This is a genomic window from Nocardioides albidus (genome assembly GCF_006335005.1).
Lineage (GTDB): Bacteria > Actinomycetota > Actinomycetes > Propionibacteriales > Nocardioidaceae > Nocardioides > Nocardioides albidus.
Map to the genome: position 1 here is coordinate 167,404 of NZ_VDMP01000024.1, position 18,906 is coordinate 186,309.

The 18,906-nt window shown below is 72.1% G+C and carries 20 protein-coding genes; 13 read left to right on the forward strand and 7 right to left on the reverse strand.

Annotated features, from left to right (window positions below):
- The first annotated feature begins 111 nt into the window (after positions 1 to 111).
- Positions 112 to 777 (forward strand): ribulose-phosphate 3-epimerase, encoded by a 666-nt coding sequence (gene rpe, locus FHP29_RS11720; RefSeq protein ID WP_139623037.1) that lies wholly within the window; start codon positions 112 to 114, stop codon positions 775 to 777.
- Positions 774 to 1,250, forward strand: a complete 477-nt coding sequence (locus FHP29_RS11725) for an MOSC domain-containing protein (RefSeq protein ID WP_205014047.1) — start codon at positions 774 to 776, stop codon at positions 1,248 to 1,250. Before rpe ends, FHP29_RS11725 begins: the two co-directional genes overlap by 4 nt.
- On the opposite strand, the gene FHP29_RS11730 is transcribed toward FHP29_RS11725, so the two are convergent.
- The 3 genes from FHP29_RS11730 to kstD are packed head-to-tail and all read right to left on the reverse strand — an operon-like array spanning position 1,222 to position 4,242.
- The gene (locus FHP29_RS11730) at positions 1,222 to 1,662 is read right to left on the reverse strand and encodes an OsmC family peroxiredoxin (protein WP_139623038.1); all 441 of its coding nucleotides are present in this window, start codon (positions 1,660 to 1,662) and stop codon (positions 1,222 to 1,224) included. The two genes, FHP29_RS11725 and FHP29_RS11730, sit on opposite strands and share 29 nt — an antisense overlap.
- A gap of 44 nt (positions 1,663 to 1,706) precedes the next feature.
- Positions 1,707 to 2,594 carry a MaoC/PaaZ C-terminal domain-containing protein gene (locus tag FHP29_RS11735; RefSeq protein ID WP_139623039.1) on the reverse strand — a complete coding sequence of 296 codons (888 nt, stop codon included), beginning with the start codon at positions 2,592 to 2,594 and terminating at the stop codon, positions 1,707 to 1,709.
- On the reverse strand, positions 2,584 to 4,242 hold the full coding sequence (kstD, locus tag FHP29_RS11740; RefSeq protein WP_139623040.1) for a 3-oxosteroid 1-dehydrogenase: 1,659 nt from the start codon (positions 4,240 to 4,242) through the stop codon (positions 2,584 to 2,586). The genes FHP29_RS11735 and kstD overlap by 11 nt, the downstream gene beginning before the upstream one ends.
- Positions 4,243 to 4,388: 146 nt before the next feature.
- On the opposite strand from kstD, the gene FHP29_RS23125 reads away from it, so the two are divergent.
- The 7 genes from FHP29_RS23125 to FHP29_RS11775 all read left to right on the forward strand — a co-directional run bounded on the left by FHP29_RS23125 (position 4,389) and on the right by FHP29_RS11775 (position 11,273).
- A complete protein-coding gene (locus FHP29_RS23125; protein WP_139623041.1) occupies positions 4,389 to 5,504 on the forward strand; it encodes a calcium-binding protein in 1,116 nt (371 codons plus the stop codon).
- A 153-nt stretch (positions 5,505 to 5,657) separates the two neighbouring features.
- Entirely contained in the window at positions 5,658 to 6,845 is a 1,188-nt protein-coding gene (gene hsaA, locus FHP29_RS11750) for a 3-hydroxy-9,10-secoandrosta-1,3,5(10)-triene-9,17-dione monooxygenase oxygenase subunit (protein ID WP_139623042.1), read from the forward strand.
- On the forward strand, positions 6,845 to 7,723 hold the full coding sequence (gene hsaD / locus FHP29_RS11755) for a 4,5:9,10-diseco-3-hydroxy-5,9,17-trioxoandrosta-1(10),2-diene-4-oate hydrolase (RefSeq protein WP_139623043.1): 879 nt from the start codon (positions 6,845 to 6,847) through the stop codon (positions 7,721 to 7,723). Before hsaA ends, hsaD begins: the two co-directional genes overlap by 1 nt.
- A complete protein-coding gene (hsaC, locus tag FHP29_RS11760; RefSeq protein WP_139623044.1) occupies positions 7,720 to 8,616 on the forward strand; it encodes an iron-dependent extradiol dioxygenase HsaC in 897 nt (298 codons plus the stop codon). Before hsaD ends, hsaC begins: the two co-directional genes overlap by 4 nt.
- A 21-nt stretch (positions 8,617 to 8,637) precedes the next feature.
- Positions 8,638 to 9,273: a flavin reductase family protein gene (locus FHP29_RS11765; RefSeq protein WP_240044457.1), complete on the forward strand. Its 636-nt coding sequence runs from the start codon at positions 8,638 to 8,640 to the stop codon at positions 9,271 to 9,273.
- 62 nt (positions 9,274 to 9,335) lie between these two features.
- On the forward strand, positions 9,336 to 10,724 hold the full coding sequence (locus tag FHP29_RS11770) for a trypsin-like serine peptidase (protein WP_139623045.1): 1,389 nt from the start codon (positions 9,336 to 9,338) through the stop codon (positions 10,722 to 10,724).
- Positions 10,725 to 10,760: 36 nt separating this feature from the next.
- On the forward strand, positions 10,761 to 11,273 hold the full coding sequence (locus FHP29_RS11775) for a TetR/AcrR family transcriptional regulator (protein WP_139623046.1): 513 nt from the start codon (positions 10,761 to 10,763) through the stop codon (positions 11,271 to 11,273).
- On the opposite strand, the gene FHP29_RS11780 is transcribed toward FHP29_RS11775, so the two are convergent.
- From FHP29_RS11780 to FHP29_RS11790, 3 genes are read right to left on the reverse strand one after another with little or no spacing between them, the layout of a single operon-like run.
- Positions 11,203 to 12,195, reverse strand: a complete 993-nt coding sequence (locus FHP29_RS11780) for an acyl-CoA dehydrogenase family protein (RefSeq protein ID WP_139623047.1) — start codon at positions 12,193 to 12,195, stop codon at positions 11,203 to 11,205. The genes FHP29_RS11775 and FHP29_RS11780 overlap by 71 nt on opposite strands.
- Complete coding sequence (locus FHP29_RS11785; protein ID WP_139623048.1) at positions 12,192 to 13,097, reverse strand: acyl-CoA dehydrogenase family protein; 906 nt, start codon at positions 13,095 to 13,097, stop codon at positions 12,192 to 12,194. The genes FHP29_RS11780 and FHP29_RS11785 overlap by 4 nt, the downstream gene beginning before the upstream one ends.
- On the reverse strand, positions 13,094 to 14,242 hold the full coding sequence (locus FHP29_RS11790) for an acyl-CoA dehydrogenase family protein (RefSeq protein ID WP_139623049.1): 1,149 nt from the start codon (positions 14,240 to 14,242) through the stop codon (positions 13,094 to 13,096). The genes FHP29_RS11785 and FHP29_RS11790 overlap by 4 nt, the downstream gene beginning before the upstream one ends.
- A gap of 97 nt (positions 14,243 to 14,339) precedes the next feature.
- Here FHP29_RS11790 and FHP29_RS11795 point away from each other — a divergent pair, with 97 nt between their 5' ends.
- Genes FHP29_RS11795 through FHP29_RS11805 form a run of 3 tightly spaced genes read left to right on the forward strand, consistent with a single transcriptional unit; the run spans position 14,340 to position 17,566 of the window.
- Positions 14,340 to 15,545, forward strand: a complete 1,206-nt coding sequence (locus FHP29_RS11795) for an acyl-CoA dehydrogenase family protein (RefSeq protein WP_139623050.1) — start codon at positions 14,340 to 14,342, stop codon at positions 15,543 to 15,545.
- 13 nt (positions 15,546 to 15,558) lie between these two features.
- On the forward strand, positions 15,559 to 16,353 hold the full coding sequence (locus FHP29_RS11800) for an SDR family oxidoreductase (RefSeq protein WP_139623328.1): 795 nt from the start codon (positions 15,559 to 15,561) through the stop codon (positions 16,351 to 16,353).
- Positions 16,354 to 16,399: 46 nt separating this feature from the next.
- Positions 16,400 to 17,566 (forward strand): acetyl-CoA C-acetyltransferase, encoded by a 1,167-nt coding sequence (locus FHP29_RS11805; RefSeq protein ID WP_139623051.1) that lies wholly within the window; start codon positions 16,400 to 16,402, stop codon positions 17,564 to 17,566.
- A 27-nt stretch (positions 17,567 to 17,593) separates the two neighbouring features.
- Here FHP29_RS11805 and FHP29_RS11810 read toward each other — a convergent pair whose 3' ends face one another.
- Complete coding sequence (locus FHP29_RS11810) at positions 17,594 to 18,319, reverse strand: PilZ domain-containing protein (protein WP_139623052.1); 726 nt, start codon at positions 18,317 to 18,319, stop codon at positions 17,594 to 17,596.
- Between the two features lie 135 nt (positions 18,320 to 18,454).
- Here FHP29_RS11810 and FHP29_RS11815 point away from each other — a divergent pair, with 135 nt between their 5' ends.
- Positions 18,455 to 18,835 carry a VOC family protein gene (locus FHP29_RS11815; protein ID WP_139623053.1) on the forward strand — a complete coding sequence of 127 codons (381 nt, stop codon included), beginning with the start codon at positions 18,455 to 18,457 and terminating at the stop codon, positions 18,833 to 18,835.
- Positions 18,836 to 18,906: the final 71 nt, after the last annotated feature.

Below are 18,906 nucleotides of genomic sequence, written 5' to 3' on the forward strand. Positions count from 1 at the left end.
CCCCCCTGGATCGTCGGTTCCCTCCATGATCCGCCGCTCACGGCCCTTGCGGAGCGGAATCCACAGATCCGTCGTCAGTCGTTCCGGCGCGCGCGTCTAGACTGGCCGCCCGTGGGCCACATCCAGATCACTCCGTCGATCCTCAACTCCGACTTCGCGCGCCTCGGCGAAGAGGTCGCCCGCATCCCCGGCGCCGACTGGGTCCACGTGGACGTGATGGACAACCACTTCGTGCCCAACCTGACCTTCGGGCCGGCCATGGTCGAGGCGCTCGCGCGGGTGAGCCCCGTGCCGCTGGACGCGCACCTGATGATCGAGGACGCCGACCGCAACGCACCGGCGTACGTCGAGGCGGGCTGCGGCTCGGTGACCTTCCACGTCGAGGCGGCCAAGGCGCCCGTCCGGCTCGCCCGGGAGATCCGCGCCGCCGGCGCGCGGGCGTCGATGGCGCTCAAGCCCGCGACCCCGATCGAGCCCTACGAGGACCTGCTGTCCGAGCTGGACATGGTGCTGATCATGACCGTCGAGCCCGGCTTCGGCGGCCAGCGGTTCCTCGACCTGTGCCTGCCCAAGATCCGCCGGGCGAGGGCCATGATGGACAAGCACGGCCTCGAGACCTGGCTCCAGGTCGACGGCGGTGTCTCCCTGGAGACCATCGAGCGCTGCGCCGAGGCCGGCGCCGACGTGTTCGTGGCGGGCTCGGCCGTCTACTCCGCCCAGGATCCCGACGCGATGGTCGCCGCGCTGCGGGAGAGGGCCGCGGCGGCACGGTCGTGACCCTCGACGCCGCGACCGCGGTGGTGGAGGCGATCCACATCGCGAAGGCGAGCCGCCTGCCGATGCAGACCAGGGAGGTCGTCGAGGTCGAGGCGGGCAAGGGCATCGTGGGCGACCGCTACCACGGCACCCGGCACCGGCACGTCACCGTGCAGAGCCGGCAGAGCCTGGACGAGGCGGCCGCCGTCTTCGGCAGCGACGTGCCGAGCGCGCTGACCCGGCGCAACATCACCCTCAGCCACGGGATCGTGCCGCGGGAGCCGGGCGCGCGGATCCGGGTCGGCGAGGTGCTCCTGGAGGTGGTGCGGGTCGCGGCGCCGTGCAAGCTGCTCGACGACACGATCGGCGCCGGAGCGCAGGAGGCGCTCCGACGCCGGGCCGGGACCGTGCTGCGGGTCCTCGAGGGAGGAACGATCCGGGTCGGTGACCCGGTCGACCTGGCCGTCAGCCCTCCAGCGCCGCGTCCAGGGTGATCGGAACGTCGGAGAGCGCCTTGCTCACGGGGCAGCCGACCTTGGCCGCGCCCGCCGCGGCCTCGAAGCCGGCGGCGTCGAGCCCCTCGACCTCGCCGCGGACGGTGAGCACGATGCCGGTCAGCCGGAAGCCGCCGGCCGGGTCAGGGCCGAGCGTGACGTCGGCCGACACGTCGAGTGCGACCGGCGTCCCTCCCGCCTGGGCGATCTCGTTCGACAGCGACATGGCGTAGCACGCCGAGTGGGCCGCGGCGATGAGCTCCTCGGGGCTCGTCGTGCCGTCGGCGTCGTCCGCGGCCCGCTTGGGGAACGAGACGTCGAAGGTGCCGGCGCCGGAGGAGGTCAGCTCGACCTGGCCGGTGCCGTCCTGGAGGCCGCCGTTCCAGGCGGTGCGTCCGGTGCGAGTGGGCATGGTGGGTCCTTTCGTCGGAGACCTGCCCAACGTAGCGGCGCGACCTATGCCAGCGACAGCACGCAGTCGGCGAGGACGGGGGAGCCGTCCCGCTCGCCGCCCGCGATGGTCGCGGACCCGATGACCTGCCCGCCGTCGCGCCAACCGGCCACCCGGATCGTCTCGCCGGGGAGCACCACGCCGGCGAACCGGCCGGTGAACCCGCCCACTCGCGAGGCGTCGCCCCCGAGCAGTCCGTCGGTGAGCTCGCGCAGCACGATGCCGTAGGAGCAGAGGCCGTGCAGGATCGGCGCGGGGAAGCCCGCAGCCGCTGCGAAGGCGGGGTCGGCATGCAGGGGATTGCGGTCGCCGCAGAGCCGGTAGAGCAGCGCCTGGTGCGGAGTGACGGCGTACGACGACAGGTGGTCGGGCTCGCGCTCGGGGGTGAGCACCGGGGTGGCCGAGCCGCGCTCGCCGCCCCAGCCGCCCTCGCCCTTGACGAAGATGGACGAGCGCACCCGCCACAGCTCCTCGCCGGCTCCGTCCGGGCCGGCGGTCGCGACGCCCTCCTGCCAGATGACGGCCGCCTTGCCCTTGTCCCAGACGTCGGTGAGCGTGGTGCGCACGCTCGCCGTACCGGACGTCGGGAGCGGACCGGAGACGGAGATCGACTGGGAGCCGTGCACGACCTGGGCCAGGTCGATGTCGCAGCCGGGGAGGTCGAGCGGTGGCGGGTCGGTCTCGTGGAAGGTCGGGGCGACGACGCCGAAGGACGGCAGCACCTGCAGGGCGGCGTCGTCGAGCGTGTAGCGCAGCGCGGTGGGGGAGAGGTTGTCCCCCGGCCGGGATCCTGCGCCGACAGCCAGGTGGTAGAGCAGGACGTCGGACTCGGTCCACGAGAAGGTGCGCGAGCCGAGGTCGGCCCCGATCGCGATCGACGGGTCAATCGGCATGGGCGATGTCCTCCGCAGCGAGGTAGCCGAACACGAGGGCGGGCCCGATCGTGCCGCCCGGTCCGGGGTAGGTGTTGCCCATGACGGCCGCGGACACGTTGCCCGCGGCGTACAGGCCGGGCAGGACCGAGCCGTCCTCGCGGAGCACGCGCGCGCGCTCGTCGGTGACCAGGCCGCCCTTCGTGCCCAGGTCGCCGGGGACGACCTTGACGGCGTAGAACGGGCCCTTCTCGATCGGGGCCAGCGAGCAGTTCGGCCTCACCGTCGGGTCGGAGTAGTACTTGTCGTAGGCCGACTCGCCCCGACGGAAGTCCGCGTCGACCCCCGAGCGCGCGAACCCGTTGAACCGCTGCACGGTGGCCTCGAGAGTGCCCTCGGGCAGCCCGATCCGAGCGGCGAGCTCGGCCAGCGTGTCGGCGCGCACGACGACGCCCTCCTTGTACCAACGGCCGGGGAACGGCTGGCGCCCCGGGACGCCGGCGAACAGGTAGCGGTTGCGGTAGGTCTGGTCGAAGACCATGTACGACGGGACGTGGCTGACGCCGGTCCTCTCGCCGCGGTAGATCTCGTGGGTCGCCTCGACATAGGGGAGGGCCTCGTTCATGAACCGCGCGCCGGCCGAGTTCACGATGATCGAGCCCGGCAGGTTGCGCTCGGCCAGGCAGAACCACGCACGCCCGGGCAGGGGGATGGTCGGTCCCCACCAGGCGTCGTCCAGCAGGTCGGTCGCGGCGCCGGCCGCGGTGCCGGCCAGCAGACCGCCACCCGTGTTGGAGGCCGCACCGGTGGACCAGGCGGCCGAGGTCGGCTGGGGGAGGAACTTCTCGCGCAGCTCCTGGCTGTGCTCGAAGCCGCCGGACCCGAGGATCACCCCTCGTCGCGCCCGGATCTCGCGGCGGCGGCCCTGATGCTCGACCACGACGCCGACGACGCGACCGTCCTCGACGAGCAGGTCCTGGAGTGGGGTGTCGTAGGCGACGGGCACGCCCGCGTCGACCAGGCCCTTGCGCAGTCCGATGGCGATCGCGTTGCCCATCGCGTACATCCGCTTGCCGGTGAGGATGGCCAGCAGCCGCTTGACCATCACCTTGAGCATCGTCAGCGGGCCGCGGAGGGTGCGCAGGCCCAGGCTGAGCCTGCGGAAGTCGGCCTGGGTGACGATCAGGTTCGCCGGAGCCTTGGTGTACGGCGGATGCAGCCTCCCCAGCTCCTCGCCGAGGAAGCGGGCGTCCATCGGGACCGGCTCGACACTGCGCCCGCGCGGACGTCCTCCCGGCTGCTCGGGCAGGTAGTCGGCGTACTCGGGGACCCAGGCGAAGCGCAGCGGCGTCGTCTCCCTCAGGAAGTCGAGCACCTCGGGACCCCGGTCGAGATAGGTGTCGCGACGCACCTTCGGCACGACGTCGCCCACGATCGAGTCGAGGTAGGTCTTCGCGGCCGCCAGGTCGCCCTCGTCGACCTGGCCGGCGTCGCGGAGCGCGTAGTTGCCGGGGATCCACACGCCGCCGCCGGAGCGGGCGGTCGAGCCGCCGAAGTGTCCGCTCTTCTCGATGAGGAGGGTGTCGAGACCGCGGTGAGCAGCGGCGAGTGCGGCGGACATGCCGGCGCCGCCGGCGCCGACCACGACGACGTCGTACGAGTCCTTCATGGCCAAAACTGTAACAGGTTCTACTTCGACGTGTGGGCCGGTGCACAGAATCCGGACTTGGGACGGTACGTTTGCGCACGACGGGGGCGGGGCAGTTCGTCCTCGCACCATCACACTCCAACTCTCGTAACGTCTTGGGAGACGACATGAAGAAGATGAACGCGCTCGGGTGCGCCCTCGCGGCGACCCTGGCACTCGGCACGGCCGCTCCGGCCCTGGCCGCCGACATCGCCGGCACGCCGAAGAAGGACAAGCTCCTCGGCACCGTCGAGGGCGACCAGATCCTGGGCATGGGCGGCAACGACAAGATCTGGGGCAGCGAGGGCGACGACCGCATCGAGGGCGGCACCGGCAAGGACAAGATCTTCGGCGGCAACGGCAACGACTGGCGCCTGGCCGGTGGCGACGGCAAGGACAAGATCTTCGGCGAGGCCGGCCACGACCGGATCGACGGCGGCCTCGACAACGACAAGATCAACACCGGCGACGGTGACGACTTCGCGGCCGGCGGCGAGGGCAACGACAAGCTCCGTGCCGGCAACGGCGACCCGACCCAGACCGAGACCCGCTGGGATTACGTCACCAACACCAGCGTCCCCGACGGCTACCGCGGCGCCTCGCTGAGCGGCGACGAGGGCAAGGACAAGCTCTTCGGCGGCTTCGGCAACGACTTCCTCGACGGCGGCGACGACAACGACAAGCTGAAGGGCTCCGAGGGCAGCGACAGCCTCGACGGCGGCTCCGGCAACGACAAGCTCAAGGCCGGCAACGGCTACGACTCGCTCTACGGCGGCTCGGGCGAGGACAAGCTCAAGGGCTCGGCCGGCGACGACTCCCTTGCCGGCGGCCCCGGCAAGGACAAGGTCATCGGCGGAGTCGGCAACGACCGGTTCTACGAGGAGACCGGCGAGGGTGACGTCATCAAGGGTGGCGCGGGCAACGACCTGCTCGGCGACCCCGAGGGCGGGTACCTGACCGGCTTCGTGAAGGCCATCGGCGGCGGCGGCGACGACACCCTCGTCATCGCCGACCCGACCGAGGACACCGTCGTCAAGCCGGGCGCCGGCAACGACAAGGTCTACGTCAAGAACCCCTACAAGGGCATGAAGATCAAGTGCGGCAGCGGCCTCGACACGATCTACTTCAACGTCAAGGTGAAGAAGGTCAAGGCCAAGGGCTGCGAGACCGTGATCTACGGCAAGGACGCGCTGCACTGGGACGCCGAGGGCGCCCAGGACGTGTGGTGGCGTCAGCTCGGCTGATCGCTCAGCCGGCCTTCGGGCCAACGCGTTGACGGCGGGGCGCCGGACCTTCGGGTCCGGCGCCCCGTTCGGCGTCGGGGGGTCCGCTTGTGCCAAAAGTAGAACCTGTTCTAATCTGGTGCTGCATCCACTGTCGCAGACCCAGGAGCTCCCATGAACCACGACCTCGCGCCCGAGGTGGCCGCCGTCCTCGACGGCGTGCGCGACCTCCTCCCGACCATCCGCGAGCGGGCCGAGGAGGGCGAGCGACTCCGGGTCATCCCGGACTCCTCGATCAAGGAGCTCGAGGAGACCGGCTTCTTCCGGCTCCTCCAGCCGAAGCGGTACGGCGGCCTGGAGGCCGACCCCGTCGCGTTCTACACCGCCGTGCGCGACCTCGCCTCCGCCGACGGCGCCACCGGATGGGTGGCCAGCGTCGTGGGGGTGCACCCGTGGCAGGTCGCCCTCTTCGCCGACGAGGCCCAGCAGGCCGTGTGGGGCGAGGACCAGAGGGTGCGGCTGTCGTCGTCGTACGCGCCGACCGGCAAGGCCGTCATCACCGAGGGCGGCTTCAGGCTCTCCGGCAAGTGGAGCTTCTCGTCCGGCTCCGACCACTGCAGCTGGGTGCTGCTCGGCGGGCTGGTGTTCAACGAGGAGGGTCAGGTCGTCGACTTCCGCACCTTCATGGTCCCGCGGGAGAAGTACCAGATCGTCGACGTCTGGAACGTCGTCGGCCTGCGCGGCACCGGCTCCAACGACATCCTCGTCGAGGAGACCTTCATCCCCGAGGCGTTCACGCTCTCGATGGGGGAGACCGGCGCCTGCCGCGGCCCGGGTCAGGCGGTCAACACCAGCGACCTCTACAAGTTGCCCTTCCACTCGATCTTCACCTCGACGATCGCCACCCCGATCATCGGCATGGCGAAGGGCGCCTACGCCGAGCACGTCGAGATGCAGCGCAAGCGCGTCCGTGCCGCCTACCTCGGCGAGAAGGCCTCCCTCGACCCGTTCGCCGCGGTCCGCATCGCCCGCGCCTCCTCCGAGATCGACGCCGCCTGGGCGCTGCTGATCAGCAACATCCGCGAGGAGCAGGCCCACGTCGCCAAGGGCGAGCAGATCCCGCTCGAGCTGCGGCTGCGCGTGCGGCGCGACCAGGTGCTCGGCACTGCCCGCTCGATCGAGGCGATCGACACCCTCTTCGAGGCCTCCGGCGGCCGCGCGCTCGCCGAGGGCACCTACCTGCAGCGCGCTTGGCGCGACGCGCACGCGGGCCGCGTGCACGCGGCCAACGACCCGGAGCGCGCGCTGCAGATGTACGGCGGCCAGCAGTTCGGGCACAAGGTCGACCCGGGGATGTACTGATGGACCTCTCCAAGGAGGCGACCCGTCGCTCGGCGAAGGCGGGCGACATCACCCTCAACTACTACGAGGCGGGGGAGCCGGGCGAGGTCGGTGGCGGCCTGCCGTTCGTGCTGCTGCACGGCGGCGGCCCGGGCGCCTCGGCGTGGAGCAACTTCGGCTCCGCGCTGCCGCGGTTCGCCGCGAGCTTCCGGACCCTTCTGGTCGACCAGCCCGGCTTCGGCGCCTCGGACAAGCCCGAGGTGCGGGCCAACTACTTCCGCCACTCGGCGTCGTACCTCCTCGCGCTGCTCGACGAGCTGCGGATCGAGCGGGTCCACCTGCTCGGCAACTCGCTGGGCGGCGGCACCGCGATGCGGTTCGCGCTGGAGCACCCCGACCGCGTGGGCCGGCTGGTCCTGATGGGCCCGGGCGGGCTGTCGGTGAACCTGTTCCACGCCGACCCGACCGAGGGCGTGCAGCGGTTGATGGACTTCTCCATGAACCCGAGCCGGGAGGCGCTGCGGGCGTTCATCTCGACCATGGTGGTCAACCAGGCGCTCGTCACCGACGAGCTCGTCGAGGAGCGCTTCGCCGACGCGACCGCACCCGGCTCGCTCGAGGCCATGCGCTCGATGGGCGCATCGTTCTGGAACCCCGAGTGGGCCGAGGACGGCATGCTGTGGCGCGACGCGCACCGGCTGCGCAAGCACACCCTGCTGACCTGGGGCCGCGAGGACCGGGTGAACCCGCTCGACGGCGCGCTCGTCGCGCTCAAGCAGATCCCGAAGGCGCAGCTGCACGTCTTCCCCAACTGCGGGCACTGGGCCCAGATCGAGGCGGCCGAGGAGTTCGCCGACGTCTGCACCGCCTTCCTCGCCCGTCACAAGGAGCGTTCATGACGATCGACATCAAGTCCATGGGCTACATCCGGGTCGCGAGCACCGACCTGGACGCGTGGCAGACCTTCGCCGGCAAGGTCCTCGGCCTCGCCGAGGGTCGCGGCCCGAACCCGGCGCACCAGTACTGGCGCATCGACCAGGTCTCCGCGCGGATCGTGGTGTTCCCCTCCGACGTCGACCAGCTCGACTGCACCGGCTGGGAGCTCGCCGACCACCAGGCGCTGCAGTCGGCCCGCGAGCACCTGCAGAAGGCGGGCGTGGAGTTCGAGGAGGGCAGCGCCGACGAGCTCGACGAGCGCCGGGTCCAGGAGCTGATCCGGTTCCGCGACCCGTGGGACAACGTCTTCGAGCTCTTCCACGGCATCACCTACGAGGCGCGCCCCGTCGTCACGCCGTACGCCGCGACCTTCGTCACCGGCGACCAGGGGATGGGGCACATCGTGGTGCCGGTGCTCGACGACGTGGAGGCGCTGCGGTTCTACACCGAGGTCCTCGGCTTCCGGCTGCGCGACTCGATGAGCATGCCCGGCGAGTTCGTCGGCAAGGAGCCCGGCACCAAGGTGTGGCTGCGCTTCCTCGGCGTCAACCCGCGCCACCACTCGCTGGCGTTCCTGCCGATGCCCAACCCGAGCAAGTGCGTGCACGTCATGCTCGAGGTCGACAAGCTCGACCACGTCGGGCGGGCGCTGGAGCGGGTCCGCAAGCACGGTGCACCGCTGTCGGCCACGCTCGGTCGGCACATGAACGACGAGATGATCTCGTTCTACGTGAAGTCGCCCGGGGGCTTCGACGTCGAGTTCGGCACCGAGGGGATGACCGTCGACGACGCCCGCTGGGTCGCGCGGGAGTCCACCGCGGTCTCGTACTGGGGCCACGTGTTCGGCGGCCAGTGAGTGGCTACTAGCGTGAGGGACGTGAGCGAGATCCCCGAGGGCATCAGTCCTGACGCGCGGGAGACCTGGCCGCATCCCGAGCTGATCCAGTCCTGGCTCGGGGACGCCGAGGTCGACTTCGAGCTGCGCCCCGGCGAGGAGGTCGCGGTCCACGACGACCCGGAGGCCCAGGCCGCGGCTCGCCGGTTTCGCGACACCCTCGGCTGCTTCGCCTCGGGCATCACCGTCATCACCACGATGAGCGGGGACGAGCCGGTGGGGATGACCTGCCAGTCCTTCGCGAGCGTCTCCCTCGACCCGCCGCTGATCACCTTCGTCCCCGCGCGCAGCTCCCGGGCCTGGCCCGCGATCCAGCGCTCGGGCCGGTTCTGCGTCAACATCCTCGCCGCCGACCAGGAGGACGTCTCCGGGCGGATGGCGACCAAGGGCATCGACAAGTTCGCCGGGCTCGACTGGACGCCGGCAGCGGCCACCGGGTCACCGGTTCTCGCCGGCACCCTGGCCCACCTCGACTGCACCATCCACGCCGTCTACGAGGGCGGCGACCACTTCATCGTGGTCGGCAAGGTCGAGCATCTCGAGGCGCATCCCGACGACGCGGCCGTCACGGAGCCGCTGCTCTACTTCAAGGGCCGCTACCGCACCACCGACTCGTGACCTCCGCCGAGCGCGGACGTTGAGCCCCTGACCGAGGACGACGAACCGATCTGGGGGGATCGATGACGCGCAGGTCGGTGCGGCCGGGCCGGCTGCTCACGGTGCTCCTGGCCGGGATGCTCACCGTGCAGCTCACCGGGCTGGTCAGTGCGCCGTTGGCGGCCCCGACACCGGCCGCGGCGGCCGACCCGCCACCCTCGCCCACGGGAGGCTCCGGCGCAGTGGTGGCTGCGCTGCAGCACACCGACGTCCGGGCCTACTGGACGGCCGAGCGGATGCGCCAGGCCCGTCCCCTCGACCTGGACCCCTCCGGGGCCGTGCTCCCGGCGGCGGCGTCGACGTCCACCACGGGCCGGTCCGTCGCGCGGGCCGGCGAGGGGCTGCGCAGCACGGGCAAGCTCTTCTTCACCGACGGCCGCGCCGACTACGTCTGCTCCGCCGCCGCGATCAACACCCCCGAGAGGGATCTCGTCGTCACCGCCGGGCACTGCGTCAATCCGGGCGGAACGCCGGTCCTGTTCGGGTGCCGTGCGGGCACCTACTTCAGCAGCTTCCTGTTCGTGCCCGGCTACGACCACAACGCCCGTCCCTACGGCACCTGGGTCGGCACCGCTGCGATCGCGCAGAGCGAGTGGGTGAACCGGTGCGACGATCCCGTGGCACGCGACCAGGCGCTGATCCGGGTCGCGCCGGTCGGCGGGTTCAATCTCGTCGACGTCGTGGGCGGCAACGCGCTGGCCTGGAACTACCCGGTGCGCGAGGACGGTGTCCGGGTGGTCGGCTGGCCGGCCCAGGCGCCGTACGACGGGCAGAGCCGCCAGGAGTGCGTCGGCTCGACGTTCGCCACCCAGTTCCCGGAGACGCCGACCGACGCCCAGATGTCGTGTCCGCTGACGGGCGGGGCCAGCGGCGGCCCGTGGTTCGTGCGGATGGCCGGCGCCGACACCGGGTTCATCTTCGCCGTCACCTCGCGCCGCACGACGTCGGGCCCCTCGATCCTGCTCGCCACGCCGTTCGACTCCTCGATCGAGGGCCTGCTCGCGCTCGCCGGCACGGGCGTCGCCCGACCGGTGGCCGGCCGTCGGGTGCCGGAGTCGGCGGAGCGGCCGCCGCGCAGGCAGCGGCTCCGGCTGGCCGCGAGCACGCCGTGGGTCGGCTACGGCGAGGCCTACCAGCTCGTCGCCCGCACCCGGCGGGTGCGACGCATCGTGCTCCAGGTCCGGACCGTGCCCGGCGGGTCGTGGCACCGGATCGCGAAGGCGCGGGTCCGGGGTCGCGTCACCGTGTTCACCCAGGCGCCGTCACCGGGCACCCTGGCGTACCGGGTCAAGGTGCGCGGCGGCTCCCGGCGCAGCGCGCCCGTCACGGTGACCGTCGGCCCCTGTCCCGTGCCGCTCGACCGCAGTCCCGATGTGGTGAGCGCCACCCGATGCACCAGCCCCGTCGGCTGACCGACCGGGTCCGTCGTCGGGCACCATCGAGGCACCATGCCGATGCACAGCCTGGACCCCACCGAGGACTTCGCGATCCGCCTCCTGCGGCGCTTCCTGCTCCTGTGCGAGCACCCGCGCACGCGTCAGCGCATGCTGCGGCTCGTGCGCCAGTCGACCCAGGTCGGACCGGACGCGCCCAAGCTCTACGGCTGGATCAACCGGGCCGTCCTCAACCCCCGCTTCCAGCCCGTGGTGGAGCGGCGTGCCCTGTCGGCGATGAAGGCCGAGCTCGTGGCCTCCCAGCTGATCGGGCTGGCGATGACCCGCTACGTCCTGCGCCTGGAGCCGATCGCGTCGGCGTCCGTGGACGAGGTGGTGCGCCTCGCCGCGCCGTCGCTGAGCGCGGCGCTCCAGGGTGAGGACGCGTTCTCCCCGGCCGCGGTGCGGCCCGAGGGACCGACCTCCGCCGGCCCGACCCGGCGGCGTCTGCCCGGGCTCAGAGCTCCACGGCTGCCCGGTGCGCGTGCGGTGCGCCGTACAGCTGCCCGAGTGCGTGCGCGCGCTTGAACACCAGGTGGGCGTCGTGCTCCCACGTGATGGCGATGCCGCCATGCAGCTGCACGCACTCGCTCGCGGCCAGGGTCGCCGTCCCGAGGGCGTACGACGCGGCCGAGTGGGTCAGGAAGGCGGCCTCGGCGGGGTCGGACGCCGGGTCGGCGAGGGCGTAGGACGCCGCCCAGCTCGCGGAGCGGGACATCTCGACGCGCGCGAGCAGGTCGGCCATCCGGTGCTTGAGCGCCTGGAAGGAGCCGATCGGACGGCCGAACTGGACCCGCTCCTTGAGGTAGCCGACCGTCATCTGCAGTGCGCGGTCGGCCAGGCCGACCGCGAGAGCGGAGGCGGCGGCGGCTCCGACGAGCTCGGCGCGCGCCCGGGCTCTGCGCGCGTCGCCGATCACGGTGAGCTCGGCACCCGACAGGTCGAGCCGGGCCAGTCGGATGCTCTGGTCCATCGACTCCAGCCAGGTCGGCGTCGCGCCGCTCACCTCGACCAGGTCGTCGCCACGGACCGCGAGCACCACGTCGGCACGGTCCGCGTCGAGCACAGGGCCGTCGTCGAGCGCGATGGTCGCGATCGCACCGGCGGCGATGCGGGGGAGCAGCCGCCTCTTCGCCTCCTCGCCGCCGCCGGCCAGCAGCGCCTCGGTGGCGACCGTGGTCGCGAGCAACGGGCTCGGTGCGACGGTGCGGCCCAGCTCCTCGAGCACCACGGCGGTCTCGAAGAAGGACGCGCCCACGCCGTCGTACTCCTCGGGGACGGCGAGCGCCGCCACCCCGATCTGCTCGCACAGAGTCGCCCAGAGCGCCTCGTCGTATCCGGTCTCCGAGGTCGACGCGGCGCGGACCGCGGCCGAGTCGGCGCGCTTGGTCAGCAGCGCGCGGACGGTCGCCGCCAGCTCGGCCTGCTCCTCGCTGAGCTCGAACCTCATCGCGCGCTCCGCAGCGACTCGAGGATGCGGGCCCGGTGATCGGCCGGCGTGCCCCATGCGGTGACGAGGGCGCGGATCTTGGTGATCCAGACGCTGAGGTCGAACTCCTGGGTGTAGCCGATCGCGCCGTGCACCTGGAGTCCCGTGCGGGAGGCGAGATACGCCGCGTCCGCGCACGCCACCTTGGCCGCCGACACCGCGCGCGGTGTCGGCTCGATGGCCGCGCCGTAGACCAGCGGGCGGGCGAAGTCGAGCGCGATCCGCACGTCGGCGAGCTGGTGCTTGATCGCCTGGTAGGAGCCGATCTCGCGGCCGAACTGCCTGCGCTGCTTCACATAGGCGACGGAGTCGGCGAGCACCCGCTCACCGGCGCCCAGGAGCTGGGCCGCGGTGGCGAGCACCGCGAGGTCGTACGCCGCGTCGGTGCTCCCGGCGGTCTCCACGACCTCGCCGGCCGCCACTTCGAACAGGTGGCGGGTCCGGTCGACGGAGACGTGGCTCGCACCCACGGTGGCGGCGCGCAGGGTGGCCTCGTCGACGACGTACACCCGGTCCGCGACGTCGGCGTCGAGGGCGTACGGCGTGTGCGGAGGCGCCGCGACGGTGGCGACACCCTCCACCTCCGCGCCGAGGGCGAGCGGCAGGTAGGCCGCCGACTCGACCCAGGGCCCGGGCACGGCGTGCCGGCCGAGGGCCTCGAACGCGACGCAGACCTCGACCGGCGTCGCCTCGGTGGCGAGCATGGTGAGACCCTGCTCGGCCAGCCGCTCCCAGAGCTTGAGGCCCGCGGCGTGGTCGCCCTCGGCCCAGCTGCGGGCGGCGGCGACGGAGTCGGCGGCAGCCAGCAGGGAGTCGAGCGATGCGGCGAAGTCCCGCTGGTCGGTCGTGAGCTCGAACCTCATCGCTGGACTCCCTTGGGCTCGCGGGGCAGGCCGAGGATCCGTTCGGCGACGATGTTGCGCTGGATCTCGTTGGTGCCGGCGTAGATCGGGCCGGACAGCGAGAAGGTGTAGCCATCGAGCCAGGTCGACGCGAGCTCGGCGTCCGGGCCGAGCAGGTCGAGGGCGGTCTCGTGGAGGGCGATGTCGAGCTCGCTCCACCACACCTTGTTCACCGAGCCCGCTGCCCCGATGTCACCGCCGTCCTTCAGCCTGGTGACCGTGCCCCAGGTGTAGAGGCGGTACGCCTCGGCCCGGAGCCAGGCCTCGACGACCCGGTCCGCGACGCGCGGGTCCGGGTTCTCGTCGTACAGCGCCACCAGGCGGTCGGCGGCCGCGGTGAACCGGCCGGGGGAGCGCAGCGACAGGCCGCGCTCGTTGCCCGCGGTGCTCATCGCGACCCGCCAGCCGTCGCCCGGCGCGCCGAGGACGTCGGAGTCGGGCACGAAGACGTCGTCGAAGAAGACCTCGGCGAAGCCCTCCTCGCCGTCGAGCTGGGCGATCGGGCGCACCGTGACGCCCTCGGCGTCGAGCGGGAAGAGGAAGTAGGTCAGGCCGGCGTGCTTCTGCGCCTCCGGGTCGCTGCGGAACAGGCCGAAGCCCCAGTGGGCCAGGGCGGCACGCGAGCACCAGATCTTCTGGCCGTTGAGCACCCAGCCCCCGCGCGTGTCGTCGCGACGGGCCGTCGACCTCAGGGACGCGAGGTCGGAGCCGGCCTCGGGCTCGCTCCAGCACTGCGCCCAGATCCGCTCACCGGTGGCCATCGACGGCAGGAAGCGGTCCTGCTGGTCCTTGGTCCCGTGCTCGAAGAGGATCGGTGCGAGAAGGAAGATCCCGTTCTGCGAGACACGCAGCGGCGCGCCGGCCCGGTAGTACTCCTCCTCGAAGATGATCCACTCCACGAGGGAGGCTTCGCGGCCGTGGTGGTCGCGGGGCCAGGACACGACCGACCAGCGGTCGGCCGCGAGCTGCGCCTCCCAGGCCTGGTGCAGGACGAAGCCCTCCGCGGTGTCGAGGGACGGCAGCGGCTCGGGCGGCACGTGGGCGGCCAGCCAGGCCCTGGCCTCGGCCTGGAAGGCCAGCTCGGACTCGCTCAGTTCGAGATCCATGTCAGTTCGTCGTTCCTCATCGGCGGAAGGTCGTCGTAGGAGAAATGTAGGCGCGGGCGATGCCCGAACCAAGCATTTGCTTGGTAGAGTACCAGCCATGAACCTGACCGAGGGTCCTGAGGACCGCGCCTTCCGCGCAGAGATCCGGGAATGGCTCGGCGATCACCTGACCGGGGAGTGGGCGGCGCTACGGGGTCTCGGCGGGCCCGGGCGCGAGCACGAGGCGCACGACGAGCGCCTCGCGTGGAACCGGCATCTCGCCGAGCACGGCTGGACCGCGGTCGGCTGGCCGACCGAGCACGGCGGCCGCGGACTGTCGCTGTGGCAGCAGGTGATCTTCCACGAGGAGTACGCGCGTTCCAACGCGCCCGCCGGCGTCAACCACCTCGGCGAGCAGCTGCTCGGCCCGACCCTCATCGCCTTCGGCACCCCCGAGCAGCAGCAGCGCTTCCTGCCCGAGATCGTCGCCGTCCGCGAGCTGTGGGCGCAGGGCTACTCCGAGCCCGGCGCCGGATCCGACCTCGCCAACGTGCAGACCCGCGCACGCCTCGACGAGTCGACGGGTGAGTGGGTGATCGACGGCCAGAAGGTGTGGACGTCGCTGGCCCACCTCTCCGACTGGTGCTTCGTGGTCGCGCGCACCGAGCCCGGCTCGGTGCGCCACCAGGGTCTGTCCTTCCTGCTCGTTCCGCTGCGCCAGGACGGCGTGGAGGTGCGCCCGATCGAGCAGCTCACCGGCGGCTCGGAGTTCAACGAGGTCTTCTTCACCGGTGCCCGCACCTCCGGCGACCTCGTCGTCGGCGAGCCGGGCAAGGGCTGGGGTGTCGCGATGGGCCTGCTCGGCTTCGAGCGCGGCGTGTCCACGCTCGGCCAGACCGTCGGGTTCGCCCGCGAGCTGGACGGCGTCGTGGCCCGGGCGAAGGCGAACGGCGCCGTCGACGACCCGATCGTGCGCGACCGCCTCGCCGCCCTCAAGACCGAGCTGGCCGTCATCCGCAGCTTCGCGCTGCGCGCGCTCGCTCTCGTCGAGGGCGGCCAGGACTCGGCCGCCGGCGGGGGAGCGGGCTCGATCTTCAAGCTGGCCTGGGCGAACTGGCACCGCACCCTCGGCGAGGTGGCGATGGACGTCGCCGGCCGCGACGGACTTCTCGCCCGCGAGTCCGGGTCCTACGACCTCGACGAGCACCAGCGCCTCTTCCTCTTCTCGCGTGCTGACACGATCTACGGCGGCAGCGACGAGATTCAACGAAACATCCTGGCTGAGAGAGTTCTCGGCCTTCCCCGCGAACCCAAGGGAGCCTGAACCCGTGACTGCGATGCGACCCGAGCAGCCCACCCCCGACTACGTCCCCGGTCACGACCTCCTGGCAGGCAAGGTGGTCGTGGTGACGGCTGCGGCCGGCGCCGGCATCGGCGCGGCCGTCGTACGACGAGCGCTCGAGGAGGGCGCGAGGGCGGTCGTGTTCAGCGACACCCACGCCCGCAGGCTCGCCGAGGCGGAGGCCGCACTCGCCGACGAGTTCGGCGCCAACCGGGTCCGGCAGCTGGTCTGCGACGTGACCAAGGAGGAGGACGTCGCCGCCCTCCTCGACGCGGCCGAGGAGTTCGGCGGCGTGGACGTGATGATCAACAACGCCGGGCTCGGCGGCACCGACTCGATCCTCGAGGTCACCGACGAGACCTGGAACCGGGTCATCGACATCACCCTGACGGGCACGATGCGGGCCACCCGGGCGGTCGGACAGCGGTTCGTGGCCGCGGGCAAGAAGGGCGTCATCGTCAACAACGCCTCCGTCATCGGCTGGCGCGCCCAGGAGGGGCAGGCCCACTACGCCGCCGCCAAGGCCGGCGTGATGGCGCTGACGCGCTGCTCGGCCCTCGACCTCGCCCCGCACGGCATCCGCGTCAACGCGGTCTCGCCGAGCCTGGCGATGCACCCGTTCCTGGAGAAGGTCACCTCGCCCGAGCTGCTCGTCGAGCTCAAGCAGCGCGAGGCCTTCGGCCGCGCGGCGGCGCCGTGGGAGGTCGCGAACGTGATGGTCTTCCTCGCCAGCGACTACTCGTCGTACCTCACCGGCGAGGTCATCTCCGTCAGCAGCCAGCACGCCTGACCCGCCCGAACGACCCGAGCACCCCCCGATTCAAGGAGAACCAGCCATGGCCGAGGCCTACATCGTCGACGCGGTCCGCACCCCCGTGGGCAAGCGCGGTGGCGCGCTCGCCGGCGTGCACTCCGCCGACCTGGGCGCGCACACGCTCGCGGCCCTCGTCGAGCGCACCGGCATCGACCCCGGAGCCGTGGACGACGTGATCCTCGGCTGCTGCGACACCATCGGCTCCCAGGCCGGCGACATCGCCCGCACCGCCTGGCTGGTCGCGGGCCTGCCCGACCACGTCCCCGGCGTGACGATCGACCGGCAGTGCGGCTCGTCGCAGCAGGCGGTCCACTTCGCCGCCCAGGGCGTCATGTCCGGCACCCAGGACCTCGTGGTCGCGGGCGGTGTGCAGAACATGAGTGCGATCCCGATCTCCGCGGCGATGCTCGTCGGGCAGCAGTACGGCTTCTCCACCCCCTTCGCCGAGTCGCCCGGCTGGCTCAAGAGGTACGGCGACCAGGAGGTCAGCCAGTTCCGCTCGGCCGAGATGATCGCCGAGAAGTGGGACATCTCGCGCGAGGAGATGGAGCGCTTCGCGCTGGCCTCCCACGAGCGTGCCCGGACCGCGATCGCCGAGGGCCGGTTCGCGGGCCAGATCGCGCCGTACCCGCTCGAGGACGGCTCGGTCCTCGACACCGACCAGTGCCCGCGCGAGACCTCCCTGGAGAAGATGGCCGGTCTCGAGCCGCTCGCCCCCGGCGGCAGGATCACCGCGGCCGTCGCGTCCCAGATCTGCGACGGCTCGGCCGCGCTGCTCGTCGCCTCCGAGCAGGCGGTCGAGGAGCACGGGCTGACGCCGCGCGCCCGGGTCGTGCACCTCTCGGTCCGCGGCGACGACCCGGTCTGGATGCTGACCGGGCCCATCAACGCCACGAAGCACGCGCTGGCCAGGTCCGGCATGAGCATCGACGACATCGACCTCTTCGAGTGCAACGAGGCCTTCGCCTCGGTCGTGCTGGCGTGGATGAAGGAGACCGGGGCTCCGCACGAGAAGGTCAACGTCAACGGCGGCGGGATCGCCCTCGGTCACCCGATCGGCGCCACCGGCGCCCGCCTGATGACGACCCTGCTCGACGAGCTCGAGCGCACCGGCGGCCGCTTCGGCCTGCAGACGATGTGCGAGGGCGGCGGCCAGGCCAACGTCACCATCATCGAGCGCCTCGGCTGATCACGGACCCGCCCCGCCGGACATCGTTCACCGGCGGCGACGACGCCGCTCGGTCTCGAAGACGAGTCGCCTGATCCGGTCGCCGTGGACGGGCGGCTCGGCGAACACGACCGCCACCCCCAGCCCGTCACCGGCGAACCGCACGTGGCGCACCACCCGCGCCTGATGGACCAGGTTGTCGCCGTCGACGCGCACGGTGGCCTCCACGGTCGTCCCGACCGGCGGGGGAGCCGTGCGCACGCTCGCCAACAGGCCGCCTTCGCTGACGTCGACCACGACGCCCATGAGGTCCACCTGGGCCGGCCCAGCGGACTCAGCGGACGGGGTGGCCTCCGTGGCCTGGACCGGGGGCGTGCCCTCGACCTCCGGCGTCCAGCGCAGCAGCACCGGCATCGAGATCCGTGCTCGGAAGTAGGCCCGCTCCTGCAGGCGCGCGACCGGAGCGCTGGGACGCAGCAGCCAGACGTCGCCGTACGCACGGCGTCCGGGGCTGGTGCTCACCGAGCACTCCATCCGGCCCAGCGGGTAGGTCCAGGCCAAGGTGACGTCGAAATGGTGCTCGCGCGGGTCGAGGCCGTTCGGGCAGGCGACCACCAGGGTGGTCGGGCCGTCGGGCTGCGGTTCGAGGTCCAGCACCTTGGTCTCCAGGGCCACGGGCTCGCCGACGGTCGGGCGCAGGGTCAGCGTCACCGTCTGCAGGACCGTGGGGTGCAGGTCGGGCGGTGCCTCGCGGTCGCGTGCCGTCTGCTGCATGGCGTCCCGATCGGCCGCCCCGGGCCGGACCTGAGGACGGATGCGGGCCGGACAGGGGCCGGACGGGGGCCGGACAGGGGCCGGACAGGGGCTGGATGGTGGAGGAGTGTCGGCGCCGGCTGCTTCGATGGTCACATGATCGATCACCTCGGCATCAACTGCGCCGACCTCTCCGCCGCCAAGGACTTCTACGACCAGGTCCTCGCCCCGCTCGGCTACGGCCGCGTGCTCGACTACGACGTGGCCGTCGGCTACGGGCCCGAGGGCGACCCCGCCTTCTGGTTGGGCAGCTACGAGGACATGCCGCCGCAGCGCGAGATCCACGTCGCGTTCCGGGCCGCGGACGTCGCCGCGGTGCACGCCTTCCACGACGCCGCCGTCGCGGCGGGGGCCGAGGTGCTGCACGAGCCGCGACCGTGGCCGGAGTACCACCCCGGCTACTACGGCGTGTTCGTGCGCGACCTCGACGGCAACAACGTCGAGGCCGTCTTCCACGGCTACGTCGCCGGAGCCTGACCCCCGAGGTGGGCGGTGCTCACAGCACCGTCCACCAGATGCCGACGACGGCCGGGACCAGGCCGAGCAGC